11 protein-coding genes are annotated in these 12,729 nt (G+C 61.6%); 5 read left to right on the top strand and 6 right to left on the bottom strand.

Annotated features, from left to right (window positions below):
• Positions 1 to 75: 75 nt before the first annotated feature.
• A complete protein-coding gene (locus WFJ47_RS13290; protein ID WP_336763621.1) occupies positions 76 to 1,464 on the bottom strand; it encodes a sugar porter family MFS transporter in 1,389 nt (462 codons plus the stop codon).
• 98 nt (positions 1,465 to 1,562) lie between these two features.
• Positions 1,563 to 2,894: an adenylosuccinate lyase gene (gene purB, locus WFJ47_RS13285; RefSeq protein WP_336763619.1), complete on the bottom strand. Its 1,332-nt coding sequence runs from the start codon at positions 2,892 to 2,894 to the stop codon at positions 1,563 to 1,565.
• 147 nt (positions 2,895 to 3,041) lie between these two features.
• Between purB and WFJ47_RS13280 the strand changes: the two genes are divergently transcribed.
• Genes WFJ47_RS13280 through WFJ47_RS13270 form a run of 3 tightly spaced genes read left to right on the top strand, consistent with a single transcriptional unit; the run spans position 3,042 to position 6,073 of the window.
• Positions 3,042 to 3,638 carry a TerC family protein gene (locus tag WFJ47_RS13280; RefSeq protein WP_408868661.1) on the top strand — a complete coding sequence of 199 codons (597 nt, stop codon included), beginning with the start codon at positions 3,042 to 3,044 and terminating at the stop codon, positions 3,636 to 3,638.
• Complete coding sequence (locus tag WFJ47_RS13275; protein ID WP_336763615.1) at positions 3,625 to 5,577, top strand: lytic transglycosylase domain-containing protein; 1,953 nt, start codon at positions 3,625 to 3,627, stop codon at positions 5,575 to 5,577. The genes WFJ47_RS13280 and WFJ47_RS13275 overlap by 14 nt, the downstream gene beginning before the upstream one ends.
• Positions 5,570 to 6,073 carry a CinA family protein gene (locus tag WFJ47_RS13270; protein WP_336763613.1) on the top strand — a complete coding sequence of 168 codons (504 nt, stop codon included), beginning with the start codon at positions 5,570 to 5,572 and terminating at the stop codon, positions 6,071 to 6,073. Before WFJ47_RS13275 ends, WFJ47_RS13270 begins: the two co-directional genes overlap by 8 nt.
• Before the next feature lie 126 nt (positions 6,074 to 6,199).
• Here WFJ47_RS13270 and WFJ47_RS13265 read toward each other — a convergent pair whose 3' ends face one another.
• From WFJ47_RS13265 to WFJ47_RS13250, 4 genes are read right to left on the bottom strand one after another with little or no spacing between them, the layout of a single operon-like run.
• Positions 6,200 to 6,514 carry an antibiotic biosynthesis monooxygenase gene (locus WFJ47_RS13265; protein ID WP_127101959.1) on the bottom strand — a complete coding sequence of 105 codons (315 nt, stop codon included), beginning with the start codon at positions 6,512 to 6,514 and terminating at the stop codon, positions 6,200 to 6,202.
• Positions 6,515 to 6,533: 19 nt separating this feature from the next.
• Positions 6,534 to 7,352, bottom strand: coding sequence for an ATP-binding cassette domain-containing protein (locus WFJ47_RS13260; protein WP_336763611.1), 819 nt, complete (start codon positions 7,350 to 7,352; stop codon positions 6,534 to 6,536).
• A complete protein-coding gene (locus tag WFJ47_RS13255; RefSeq protein WP_336763609.1) occupies positions 7,349 to 8,365 on the bottom strand; it encodes an iron ABC transporter permease in 1,017 nt (338 codons plus the stop codon). Before WFJ47_RS13255 ends, WFJ47_RS13260 begins: the two co-directional genes overlap by 4 nt.
• On the bottom strand, positions 8,362 to 9,294 hold the full coding sequence (locus WFJ47_RS13250) for an ABC transporter substrate-binding protein (RefSeq protein WP_336763608.1): 933 nt from the start codon (positions 9,292 to 9,294) through the stop codon (positions 8,362 to 8,364). The genes WFJ47_RS13255 and WFJ47_RS13250 overlap by 4 nt, the downstream gene beginning before the upstream one ends.
• Before the next feature lie 158 nt (positions 9,295 to 9,452).
• Here WFJ47_RS13250 and WFJ47_RS13245 point away from each other — a divergent pair, with 158 nt between their 5' ends.
• Both WFJ47_RS13245 and WFJ47_RS13240 read left to right on the top strand, forming a co-directional pair.
• Positions 9,453 to 11,753 carry a TonB-dependent receptor domain-containing protein gene (locus tag WFJ47_RS13245; protein ID WP_336763606.1) on the top strand — a complete coding sequence of 767 codons (2,301 nt, stop codon included), beginning with the start codon at positions 9,453 to 9,455 and terminating at the stop codon, positions 11,751 to 11,753.
• Between the two features lie 77 nt (positions 11,754 to 11,830).
• Entirely contained in the window at positions 11,831 to 12,712 is an 882-nt protein-coding gene (locus WFJ47_RS13240; RefSeq protein WP_336763604.1) for a DUF817 domain-containing protein, read from the top strand.
• Positions 12,713 to 12,729 lie beyond the last annotated feature (17 nt).

The following is a 12,729-nucleotide window of genomic DNA, read 5'->3' as shown; positions in this document are numbered from 1 at the left end:
CGCATATAGCAGCGGAGCAACGCCGTTCATACCCATGATCGTCCCTGTCGTTACGACAGGGCGTGGCGCCCGCGCTTACTCGGCAGCAGCAGCCTTCTCATGCGCGACCGGAGCAAAGGTACCATTGCGCAGTGAGGCTTCGAGCTCCTCAAGCGAACGACCGCGCGTTTCGGGCACATAGCGCAGCACAAAGAAGAAGGAGACAGCGTTCACAGCGGCAAATAGCCAGAACGTGCCGCCTGCACCAAGCGCCTTCACCATGCTGAGCGTGGTGAGCGAGATGATCAGATCAGCACCCCAATGGCTGGCAGCAACAAGGCTCATGCCCGTGCCGCGGCAGGAAAGCGGGAACACTTCTGCGCCTACGAGCCAGATGGCCACCGAAAGACTGCCCACGTTGAACACAACATAGCCGACAACGGCGGCAGCGGTCACGAATGCGCCCCAGCCATGCGTCTGACCGGTAAAGAACATGAAGCCGAGCAGGATGAGCGAGACAACCGCACCCGGGATCAGGCGCAGCATCAGCGTACGACGCCCCCAAGCATCGACAGCCCAGCCGCCGAAAGCCACCGTACCCACCATCGAAACGCCTACCGCAACCGAGGTCAGTAGCGCGGAAGACTGGCCGAATCCGGCATCCGCGAAGATGGTCGGGGCGTAATACATCACGGCATTGATGCCCGTGAGCTGGCAAAGAAGGGCGATGCCAACCGCAGCAATCGTCGCTGGGCGGACCCAGGGCTTGAACACCTCGGAGAGCGGTGCCTTCTCGTCATGCTGGTCCTGGATTTCCTGCAACTCGCGATCGGCTTCGGCATCTGTACGGCGTACGCTGCGCAGAACCTGACGCGCACGTTCGAATTCGCCCTGCATGGCTAGCCAACGCGGGCTGTTGGGTAGGAACAACATGCCGACAAACAGGATAACGGCCGGGATCACGCCCAGACCGAACATCAGACGCCAGGAGTAATCCTGCAGCACATAGCCGGTGATGAACGAGATCAGCTGGCCGAAAGCGATGGCAAACTGAAATGCCACCACGAGCGAGCCGCGACGCTCCGGAGGGGCGATCTCGGCGATATAGATCGGCACGATCTGAGACGACGCGCCGATGGCGAGGCCGAGGATCAGACGGGCAAAGGTCAGGACGGCCACCGAATGCGCGAATGTCACGATCACGGTACCGATCAGGAACAAGGTCGCAGCGGCAATAATGGTGCGGCGGCGCCCCAGACGATCGGAAAGCGGCGCGGCGCTGATGCACCCGATCAGGGCGCCGAGAATCACGGCAGAGGTCACCACCTCGGCGCTCTCCGTTGTCAGCTGGAACTGGGGAGTCAGCTGGAGAAGCGCCGCCGAGATGATGCCGGTGTCATAACCGAAAAGAAGACCACCGGTCGCCGCGATCACGGCGATAAAATTGGTGAGTGCCTGCCCTCGCGGGCGCGTTGTGGAAGCCATTGGTGAGCTTTCGTCCTGATCCAGGTGAACGTGCTTGAGATTACAAACACGTTACTTCCACACTATGCCCCCACAAGGTCAACACACAATGTGGGAAGTTAACCAAAAATCTTGTCATAAATGCGGTCTACCGCAACAAGATGTCGTGTGCTGTCCATCGCCTCATCCAGCACCTTGGCATCCACACGCCCCGCTACCTCCGGGTCCTGCTCCAGATTCTCCCGGAAGCTACGGCCATCTGGCTCGCCCAGCTTGGTCCAGGTCTCCATCGCATTGCGCTGGACGATACGATAAGCGTCCTCGCGCGAAATGCCTGAACGCGCCAGAGCCAGGAGAACCTCGCCGGAATGGACCACGCCACCCAGCGATTCGAGATTGGCCATCATGCGCTCCGGATAAACAACGAGCTTGTCCATCATCCCAGCCAGACGCATCAGGGCAAAATCGAGCCCCACCGTCGCATCGGGCCCGATATTGCGCTCAACGGAGGAGTGGCTGATATCGCGCTCATGCCACAACGCAACGTTTTCGAGTGCCGGGACGACATGCGAACGCACCAGACGCGCCAGACCTGTCAGATTCTCGGAGAGCACCGGGTTGCGCTTGTGCGGCATGGCCGAGCTGCCCTTCTGGCCCGGATGGAAGAATTCCTCTGCCTCGCGCACTTCCGAACGCTGCAGATGACGCACTTCAACAGCCAGACGCTCGATACCGCTGGCGATCACACCCAGCGCACAGAAGAATGCGGCATGCCGGTCACGGGGGATGACCTGGGTAGAGACGTCTTCGGCAGCCAGACCCAGGCGCGCAGCGACGAATTCCTCAACGCGCGGATCGATATGAGCATAGGTGCCGACCGCGCCTGAAATCGCACAGATCGCGATTTCCTTACGGGCCACGAGAAGACGCTCGCGGTTGCGCGCGAACTCGGCATAGTGCCCGGCAATCTTGAGACCGAAGCTCGTGGGCTCGGCATGGATGGCATGCGAGCGTCCGATCGTGACCGTGTTCTTATGCGCGAAAGCCTGCTTCTTCAATGCCGCCAGAACCGCGTCAATGTCTTCCAGCAGGAGGTCCGTCGCCTGCACGAGCTGCACTGAAAAACATGTGTCGAGCACGTCTGACGACGTCATGCCGAGATGCACGAAGCGGCTCTCGGGGCCGATCTTCTCGGCCAGCCATGTGAGGAACGCGATCACATCATGACGGGTTACGGCTTCAATCTCGTCAATACGCGCGACATCTGCATCGGAGAACGCGGCCATCGCGGCATCGCCACGCTCGCGAATGACTGCGGCGGCTTCTTTCGGCATGTCTCCCAGCTCGGCCATGGCCTCACAGGCCAAGGCCTCGATCTCGAACCAGATGCGATAGCGATTGGTGGGAGACCAGATGGCGGTCATTTCGGGGCGGCTGTAGCGAGGCACCATGGCTTGGCTCCTGGAATGTCTGGGACGCGGATTGCGCCCTCTTACCGCAACTCGGCGCCCGCGAACACCATCCTTGTCATCCCACTCAATTGCGCGCCGGGAGCGCTTTCTCTAGGCTTTCGTGTATCTGTCGTATTGGAGGATGATGTGGCGCCTGATCTTACCTGGCATGCCCTGATCGCGCTCGCCCAGGTTGTCATGATCGATATCACCCTTGCCGGGGACAACGCGGTGGTCATCGGCATGGTCGTACGCGGCCTGCCCGCAACCCAGAGGCGAAAGGCGATTATCGTCGGGGTGGCGAGTGCCGCGCTCATGCGCATCGTTCTGGCGCTCGTGGCGTCACAGCTTCTCGCCGTGATCGGGCTGACGCTTGCAGGCGGATTACTGCTGCTCTGGGTGTGCTGGAAGATGTATCAGGAGATGCGTCACCCGGAAGAGGTGGAAGGCAGCACCCAAAACGGCACGCTGGGCCAGGCAATCTTCCGGATCATCCTCGCGGATCTATCCATGAGCCTCGATAATGTCCTCGCCGTTGCGGGGGCGTCACTCGGGCATCCTTACGTGCTTGTGACTGGTCTCGCCTTTTCGGTCGTGCTCATGGGGGTGGCCGCCACTCTGGTGGCCCGATTGCTCGAGCGCTATCGCTGGATCGCGTGGTTGGGTCTTGCGATCGTCGCCTTCGTGGCATGCGAGCTGATCTATAAGGGGAGTATCGAGGTGGTCCATCATGTTGCGGGTTAAGTCTCTTCTCCTCGCTGGCACCTTTCTTCTTCTCGGCGGATGCTCTTCCCACGCGCAGGAACCAGAAGCCACCGCGCCTTCAAGCGAGACGTTGGGCACTGCCGATACCGCGCAGGACGCTCTGACCCCGGCAGTCCCGACACGCTTCGACAACGTCGCGAGCAGGCTCGATATGTGGCTGGCTCTTGTGGAGGCGAGCACGCCCCCTTCGGCACGCGCCTATGCCGATTTTCTCGATATCACTCCCGCCTGGCCCGAGCGGGGTACGATGGTGGCCCGCTACCAGGCAGCCCTTGCCACACGCGCCAGTGACGCCGAGCTGCCTAAGCTTTGCCCCCGTGAGCCACTCACAAACGTCCAGGCCTTCATCCGTTGTGCCTCCCTTCTTCCGGACGCAGCCAGTCAGGCAAGGCGCATCTGGCGCAATGGTGCCGACAGGGAAACGGATTCGAGCCTGATCCTTGCCGAATACAGCGCGGCCCTCACCCCGGACGATCACTGGGCGCGCTTCCAGCGTCAGCTTCGTACGCGGCAATTCTCGGCCGCTACTCGTCAGGTGCCCCTGCTCGCTCCCCAGAAGCAGGCGCTGGCGAGCGCACTGATCGCTCTCGCCTCGAACGCTGCTGATGCAGAGGTGCAGTTCGTCTCGCTGCCCCCCTCTCTTCAATCCGACCCACAGGTCCTTCTTGCGCGCCTTCGGCAGATGCGCCGCGCCAGCGATCTTGCCGGTGCCTATGCCCTCTGGCAGTCAACGGGTTTCGCCGCCCAGAAAGCCGCACCTTCCGCCGACTGGACGACCGAACGCCTTGGGCTCGCCCGAGCGTTTCTGATGCAGGGCAACGTCCCCCAGGCGCGCAGTCTTGCAGATGATGCGACCCTTGCCCCCCCGATCACGGCCAGTCTTGAAGCACGCTTCCTGCGCGGCTGGATCGACCTGCGCTTTCTCAAAAACCCGTCCCAGGCGCGCGAGGCCTTTACCCCCCTGTCGAGACAGACGAGCCTGATCACGAAAAGCCGGGGTTATTACTGGCTCGGGCGCGCCTATGCCGCCGAGGGAGATACGACGCAGGCAGGCAGCGCGTACCGTCAGGCTGCGGCGATGCCAACAACCTATTACGGTCAGCTCGCACTGGCCGCCATGGCGGGCCGTGATGATACGCTATTGCCGGGAGGCGGCGATGTTCCGGGTCTGGCTCAGGCGCTCAACAACATACCGGCCCTCGCTTCAGGCCCTGTATCCCGTGCCGATCTGGTTGAAGCGGCGCGCCTCCTGCACAATCGCGGTGATGACGACCATGCGCGCGAGTTCCTGATGCTCGGTTACAGCCAGGTTCAGGATGCCGCAGGTCAGGCGGCTCTCGCGCGGTTTGCCCTTTCTATCGACTCATATGAGCCTGCAGTTTTCGCGGCCCGCCGCACCGGGCGTCTTGGTTCGGCGCTTTATCCAGAGGGCTGGCCGGTTCTCGATGCCGCACAGGCAGAAGGCGACGCCCTGCCCCGTGGTCTGGCTCTGGGTGTGGCGCGCCAGGAGAGCAGTTTCGACGCGCATGTAGTCAGCCCGGCGAAGGCAATCGGCCTGATGCAGTTGCAAACGGGAACCGCCAGAGACGTCGCGCGGCGCGGCGGTCTGGCCGGGCTGGATACCAGCGCCAGCGGTCTGCGTGACCCGGCGACGAACCTCACCCTGGGACGCACCTATCTGGCGCAGCTTTTGGCGCGCTTTGGCAATGTCGTGCCACTCGTCCTCTCTGCCTATAATGCGGGGCCCCATCGCACCGATCAATGGCTGGCCAGCCTGCCCTTGCCCCAGCCTCTGACGCAGGACGGTCTGATCGACTGGATCGAGAGCCTGCCCTATGAGGAAACGCGCTCCTATATCCAGCGCGTCGAGGAGAACATGGCTCTTTACCGCGTATTGGAGACTGGCGCCCATGGCTGACAATGCGCCGAATGCCGCCGATCTGACCCACAAGGCCGTCGAGGTTCTTGCGCTGCTGCGTCGCCGGGGGGAAAAACTTGTGACCGCCGAGAGCTGCACGGGCGGACTGATTTCCGCCACGCTCACCGCGCTTGCGGGATCGTCGGATGTGATCGAGGGGGGGCTGGTTACCTACTCCAACGCCATGAAGATTACGGCGCTGGGTGTCTCGGCCTCGACGCTCGAGCGTCATGGTGCCGTGAGCGAGGCCACCGCCACCGAAATGGCCGTGGGCGCGCTGGGCTGCGCCGAGGATGCCAATGTCTCGGTGGCCGTGACTGGTATCGCCGGACCTTCCGGTGGGACGGCTGACAAACCAGTTGGGACCGTCTGTCTGTGCCTGATGCGGGGTATCAGCAATCCCGTGCTCGAAACCGCCCATTTTCCGGGAGACCGGGATGCCGTGCGACGGGCAACAGTCGCACGTATCTTCGACCTGATCCTCACAAAGCTCTGATACAGAGCCCCGGAAGCATCCCATCAGGTCGGGTGCCTAAGCGCGCCCCAAATGGGGGTGGGAAGCGCGACGGCGACCGTTTCGCGGCCTCCTTCTGAGGGAAACCGCAAAACGCTCGGGCAGGTCTCAGTTATCGATGTGCTGGACCACCTCAAAGCCTTCGAATACCGGCGGCCCGAGTGTCAGGGGCTTGTTGCCGCCCGCACCGGCATGGGCTTTACGGAACTGCTCTGACTGGGTCCAGTCCTTGAACGCGTCCTGGGATTTCCAGATCGTGTGCGAGGACCACAGGATATGGTCATCCTTTACCGGGCCACGCAGCAACGAGAAAGAGACGAAGCCGGGTACGGTTGTCAGCAGCACCTCGCGATCGAGCCAGCGCTGGCGGAATGCCTCTTCGCTCTCGGGGAGGACCTGAAACCTGTTCATTGCGATATACATCGACGATACCTTCATTTCTTCATGACAAACCGGGCAGAACGAGATCATGCGGCAGAAGAAAAGGCCGCCCCGTCTCGCCATGGCGCCCCAGAACGACATCGGTCAGGCCGAATACGTCCCGAAGCATAGTCGAGGTGATGACCCTGTCCGCAGGGCCGTCCGCATAGAGCCGCCCCTTGTCGATCACCACAACCCGGTCGGCAAAGGCGGCTGCCCAGTTCAGGTCATGCAGGATGGCAAGACATGCCCCCGACCCCCATGATCCGCCCTTGCCCGTATGCGCCCGCGCAAGGGACAGAACCTGTCCCTGACGGGCGATATCCTGTGCCGAAACCGGTTCGTCCAGCAACAGGTATCCCTTGTCTCCATGCCAGCGCAGCTGGACGAACACGCGTGCCAGATGCGCGCGCTGCCGCTCGCCGCCGGACAGGCTCGTAATATCACGCCCGGCAAGGTGCATGAGACCCACCTCGGCAAGCGTCGAGTCAATCAGCGCGCTCAGCCGGGCGCGTTCCGACGCGCTTCCACGCGCGGCCACACCGAAACCCGCCAGTTCGGCAACAGAAAAACGGGCTTCCATCCCCTGGTCCTGCGTCAGCATGGCACGGTATCTCGCAAGTTCTGCCGGGGTGAACGCCTGCAAGGGACGGCCATCGAGGCTCACCTCACCGATACAGGGTGTGAGCAACCCGGCGGCCACACGCATGAGTGTCGTCTTGCCCGCACCATTCGGACCGATCACGGCGACCATCTCTCCCGGAGAAAGCGATAGGGAAAAATCGTCCAGCAACAGACGGCCCTGACGCATGACCGTGACATTGATCAGTTCGAGGCTCACGCAGGAATCTCCTGATCCCTCAGCCGGAGCAGCAGCCAGATGAAGACCGGAGCGCCAAGTCCGGCGGTGATGATCCCGACAGGCACCTCTGCGGGGGATGCGATCACACGCGCCAGCGTATCGGACAACACCAGCAGGATCGCGCCCAGCAAGGCGCTGCCCGGGATGAGAAACCGGTGATCGGGGCCGCACACAAGACGGACGAGATGCGGCACGATGACGCCGACAAAGCCGATTACCCCTGAAAACGACACTGCCGGCCCAACCGCCATCGTCACGGCAAAAAGACTCAGATACTTCACGGCTCTCACCCGACATCCCATCAGCATGGCGTTTTCCTCGCCAGCCAGAAGCAGGTTGAGTGGCCGAGTAAGCGCCATCAGCAGGAGCAGCGCCAAGAGGATGAGGGGCGCCAGAATATCGATCTCCGGCCAGCGCGCGCCCGATAGACTTCCCATGGACCAGAAGGTCAGGTCACGCAGGGCGGTGTCATTGGCGCGATAAAGCAGAATGCCGGTTGCGGCGGAGGCCAGGGCCCCAAGCGCGACGCCCGCAAGTACGAGCCTGTTGGTCGATATCCCGCCCTGCCTCGTGGACATCGCCTGCAAGACGAGCGTCAGGGCGCAGGCACCGAGCATCCCGCCTGCGGGGATTCCCCAGCGCGCGATGATGCCCGCGCCGAACCAGATTGGTCCCTGAACGATCATCAGTGTGGCACCCAAGGCTGCCCCGGATGACACACCGATCAGCCCCGGATCCGCCAGAGGGTTGCGGAACAGGCCCTGCATCACAGCCCCTGCGGCACCGAGCCCTGCTCCGACGAGCAGAGCCAGAACCACACGGGGCAGACGGATGTCCATGATGATCATACGCGCCATCTGGGGGTCGCTCGCTCGGATAGGCGCGAACCCGAAACCGGTCGCTCCCGAGGCGAGAGCGAGCAGAACACTGGCCGCAAGACCAAGCCCCAGCAGGACGAGAGCCGGAAGCGCCGAAAGGCGGCGTATCGTCATGCAGGCTTCATATGTCCGTTGATCTGCTGCGCAAGTTCCAGCGCGGCCTCAGCCGTGCGCGGGCCGAAACCAAGAAGCTTTTCACCTTCCATGTCGATAACCGCCCTGTTCTTGCCGGCCGGGGTCGCCAGAACGGCAGGATCTTCCAGCAACGCATCGCGCATGGCCTGTCCGCCCTGACTCATCATCAGGATCACGTCGGGCTGAAGCGTGATCAATGCCTCACGCTCGAGTGCCTTGTAACCCTGCATGGCGCTTCCGGCATTCGTGCCCCCTGCAAGCGTGATGATGGCATCGGCCGCCGTTCCGGTGCCTGCAGCCATCGGGCGGCCATTGACCACACGCATCACAAACAGAACACGCGGTTGCTGCGGATGCAGTTCTTTCCACGCCTTGAGCGTCCGCAGCTGATTATCGAAGCGCACCACCATCGAGGCGCCTTGCTCCCCCGCGCCAATGATACTCGACAAGGTCAGGATACGCTTGCGTACCCCGTCGAGTGAGGGGGTTGCGTCGATCATGACCGTGGGGATCGACGCGTTCATGATCTGGTCGATCGCAGCTGGTGGTCCCGAGTCATTCATGGCCAGAACCAGATCAGGCCTGAGCGACAGGATCCCATCAGCGGAGAGCTGACGCATATAGCCGATTGATTTCTTCTCCCTCAGGGCGGCAACCGGGTAGGTAGAGGTGATATCGACGCCTACCACGTGCCCTGAGGCCCCAAGCGCATAAAGCGTTTCGGTAATCGTCCCCCCAATCGAGACGATGCGGTCCATCGTGCCCAGAGTGACCCGGCGGCCACGGCAATCCTCGATCGTGAGCGGCCGTTTCTCGCCTGCCCGTGCACCACGCGCTGCTGCGCCGGATACCCCGGTGGCGAAGGCCGTCAAGCCGAACTGGCGTCGGCTGAACAATCTGATGCTCATGAACCCTGACCCTTCTCTTAACCGATCGAGGAGAAGCTGTTGCGTCATTCCCTCACCCGATGCGGCGGAGCTTTAGAGGAAGTTTTTCTCTCTTGCAAGTGCGAGTCATTCTCAATAACCCATCGTCACATCCGTTAACGATTCGCAGGGCCGAAACGATGATCACAAAACGCCGGGCACTTTTCCTGTCCTCCGCTCTTGCCCTGACAGCCCTCCCCGTCAAACAGGCTTCTGCTCAATCTGCCACGCCCCCATCGGCGGGAAACGCTGCCGCCCGCGTGCCCGGAACCGGCCCGCATGAAAAAGCGGTCGTTGCGAGAACCTCTGCAACATCCCCAGCCGCGCCGATCCAGATGGCGAAGCTCGACACCGCGTCGCGTGCCGCGCCTCCTCCGGGCCGAACAGTCGGGGGCACCCAAAAGGAAGCTGTCGCGACCAGCGCCGCGCAGAACGGGGACGCCATCGCTCTGCCAAGTGTCCGCGTGCACGGCGTTAACGAAACCACGGTGCCACAGGCCAGCGCGACCCTGACCCGCAAGGACATGCTTCGCGTCAATCCGACCGAGCCCTACATGATCCTGACCGGTTTGCCGGGGGTGTATTTCCAGAATGACGGGTCGCCGGCACTGGCCATATCGATACGCGGCATGCAGGATTTCGGCCGTGTGAATGTCATGGTGGATGGGGCGCGACAGAACTTCCAGACGAGTAATCATGGCGCCAATGGCAGCGTCTTTGTCGACCCTGCCCTTCTTGCCGGGCTCGATGTCGCCCGTGGTACAGTCTCGACTGCCGATGGCGCGGGAGCCATCGCGGGTGTGGTCAATATGCACACGCTCGGCGTGGATGACCTAGTCGCGTCAGGCAAGCGTTATGGCGTGATGGCCCGCGCTCTCGGTGGATCCAATAATTACGATGGCTCGGGTGTGGTCGGTGCCGGGGTGCGGGTGCGCCCGTGGCTCGGCATCGCCGCCGCTTTCAGCATGCGCAGTTCGGGCGATTACGAAGACGGCGCTGGCACGCGGGTTCCCAACAGCTACCAGCGTCTGCAGTCGGGCCTGTTCAAGATCGATATCAAACCCGGCATCGATCAGAGCCTGACGCTGGGTACCGTGATCTATCACAACCAGTTCGGTCAGGGGACCGAGGGGATCGCGACGGCGAATAGTATCCAGAACAATCAGGGCAATATCGAGTATCGGTTCACGCCTCAGGATAACAAGCTCGTCTCCCTCCACGTGAAGGGCTATGTGGTGTCGACTGGACTGGACAACGCCACCCCCGCCTATCGTGCGCTCACAATGGCTGCCGCGAACATGACCCGGTACGATCTCACCACCTTGGGGTTCGAGGCTGACAACACCTCGCAATTCCCTCTCGGACCCGTACTGGCCTCACTCAATTATGGCGGGGAGTATTATCATGACTCGGTCAAGACCAAGGACCAAACCGGCTATGATGGCGCAACGCCATCAGGCGGACGCGAAGTGGGCAGTGCATTTACACAGCTCGCCCTGAACTGGAAAATTATCCAGCTCACCGGCGCGCTGCGTTACGACGCCTATCATCTTTCCGGCGGCGGCGTGAACCAGGCCTCCGGGTTTACCTCGATTCCGGCGGGCGCTTTTCATACCAGCACCAGTTCGGACGCGGTGAACCCGAAGGTCACGCTCGCAGTCACGCCAGTGCATGGGTTGCAGCTTTATGGCAGCTACGGGCTCGGCTTTCGACCGCCCTCGACAACTGAGACGCTCATGGCCAGTTCGCATCCTGGTCTTGGCTTCCTGAAATTCATTCCGAACCCTAGTCTGGCACCCGAGCAAACCTATGGGTGGGAGGCCGGCGCAAAGCTGCATTACCGCGACGTGCTTGCTGAAGGTGACAAAGTCGAATTCGATGGCGACTATTTCGATACACGGATCAAGAACTATATTGCCCAGACACGCGTGATCGGCCGTCCCGCCCCAGGCTCCTATATTCCGGTCTATGGGTATTTCTACCAGAATATGGCGGGCGATACCTACACTCACGGGTTTGAGGGGCAGGCGAAATACGACAACCGCTTCGTCTTCGCCACCCTGTCCTACACGAACACCACCACCAAATTGCCTCGCCCCGACTACACCGGATTTGGCGCGATCCTGACCACGCCGCCGCGCTCGGTACTGGCTGGAACGGTGGGGCTGCACCTGTTCGATAGCAAGCTTTCCGTGGGCGCGCGTATCCGTGCAGCCACGCAGACGCTCGGCCAACCCAAGAGCGGCACGCCGGGCTTCCCGAAACAGGGCGGCTATGTCGTCTTCGACATGTTCGGCTCCTATCAGATCACCAAGCAGATCCAGATGTTCGTCAATGCTGATAACGTTACCAACCGTCGCTATTACACGAGCCAGATCTCCTCAATCCCCAACCAGGGGCTGACCGTGATGGGAGGGCTGAATTTTGCCCTGTCACGTTAAGGCGTGCCTTGCCCGTCCACTCTTGTTCGAGGGACGGTAATCGGGCAATGGCGCGGCAACCAACAAGGAGCCGCGCCATGAACGCCGCCACGAACGCCCCGGGCCAGACGGATACGACAACCGCGCTCGAACTGCGTCTGGGCCAGAGGATTCGACGTCATCTGGACGGTTTCTCAGGACTTTTCATCCTTTTCGTTCTCAAGCAGGGTTGGGCTTGTCTCTTCGGCAGCCTGATGCTGGGGGCCATTCTCATCAGCCACGCGCTCTGGTCGCCAGGCTGGCCGCTCCATCGTTATGACGCGCTGTTCCTCTTCGCGCTGCTGACCCAGGCCGTGTTCCTCGCCTGCAAACTGGAGACGCGCCAGGAGGCGCTGATCATTCTTCTGTTTCATCTCACCGGGACAGCCATGGAGTGGTTCAAGGTCCATGCGGGGTCATGGTCCTATCCCGAGCCCGGTTTCTTCAAGATCCTGCATGTGCCGCTTTTCTCCGGCTTCATGTACGCCTCGGTCGGCAGCTATATTGCCCGTGTGATCCGGCTATTTGACATGAGATTCCTCGCCTATCCGCGTTTCGGCTTTTCTCTCGCTCTGGCCCTGGCGATCTATCTCAACTTCTTCACCCATCATTTCATCCCGGATCTGCGTTGGCTTCTGGTGCTCGCCACCATCGGAATCTATTGGCGTTGCACGATCCTTTATCGCGTGTTCGATACGCAATGGCGCATGAGGCTTCCCCTCGCGGCGTTTCTCTCGAGCATCGCGCTCTGGATCGCGGAGAATATCGGCACTTTTACCGGCACATGGCTCTACGCCCACCGGCAATTCACCTGGGTCGTCCATCCGCAGAAGCTCGTGTCGTGGTATCTCCTGCTCTATGTCGCGTTTATCACGGTCACACTTCTTTTGAGGCCGGATCGTGAGGTTCCTTCCCTGACGCGAAGCCCAACCTCTCGATGATTCTTCCATGGGGGCAC

Source organism: Asaia sp. VD9, from assembly GCF_037150015.1.
GTDB lineage: Bacteria > Pseudomonadota > Alphaproteobacteria > Acetobacterales > Acetobacteraceae > Asaia.
This window is presented reverse-complemented; position numbering and strand designations above follow the sequence as displayed.

Bases quoted from the DNA above. Each gene is read 5' to 3' on its own strand.
- WFJ47_RS13290 (WP_336763621.1), bottom strand. From the start codon at position 1,464: ATGGCTTCCACAACGCGCCCGCGAGGGCAGGCACTCACCAATTTTATC.
- purB (WP_336763619.1), bottom strand. From the start codon at position 2,894: ATGGTGCCTCGCTACAGCCGCCCCGAAATGACCGCCATCTGGTCTCCC.
- WFJ47_RS13275 (WP_336763615.1), top strand. From the start codon at position 3,625: ATGTTGCGGGTTAAGTCTCTTCTCCTCGCTGGCACCTTTCTTCTTCTC.
- WFJ47_RS13270 (WP_336763613.1), top strand. From the start codon at position 5,570: ATGGCTGACAATGCGCCGAATGCCGCCGATCTGACCCACAAGGCCGTC.
- WFJ47_RS13265 (WP_127101959.1), bottom strand. From the start codon at position 6,514: ATGTATATCGCAATGAACAGGTTTCAGGTCCTCCCCGAGAGCGAAGAG.
- WFJ47_RS13255 (WP_336763609.1), bottom strand. From the start codon at position 8,365: ATGACGATACGCCGCCTTTCGGCGCTTCCGGCTCTCGTCCTGCTGGGG.
- WFJ47_RS13250 (WP_336763608.1), bottom strand. From the start codon at position 9,294: ATGAGCATCAGATTGTTCAGCCGACGCCAGTTCGGCTTGACGGCCTTC.
- WFJ47_RS13245 (WP_336763606.1), top strand. From the start codon at position 9,453: ATGATCACAAAACGCCGGGCACTTTTCCTGTCCTCCGCTCTTGCCCTG.
- WFJ47_RS13240 (WP_336763604.1), top strand. From the start codon at position 11,831: ATGAACGCCGCCACGAACGCCCCGGGCCAGACGGATACGACAACCGCG.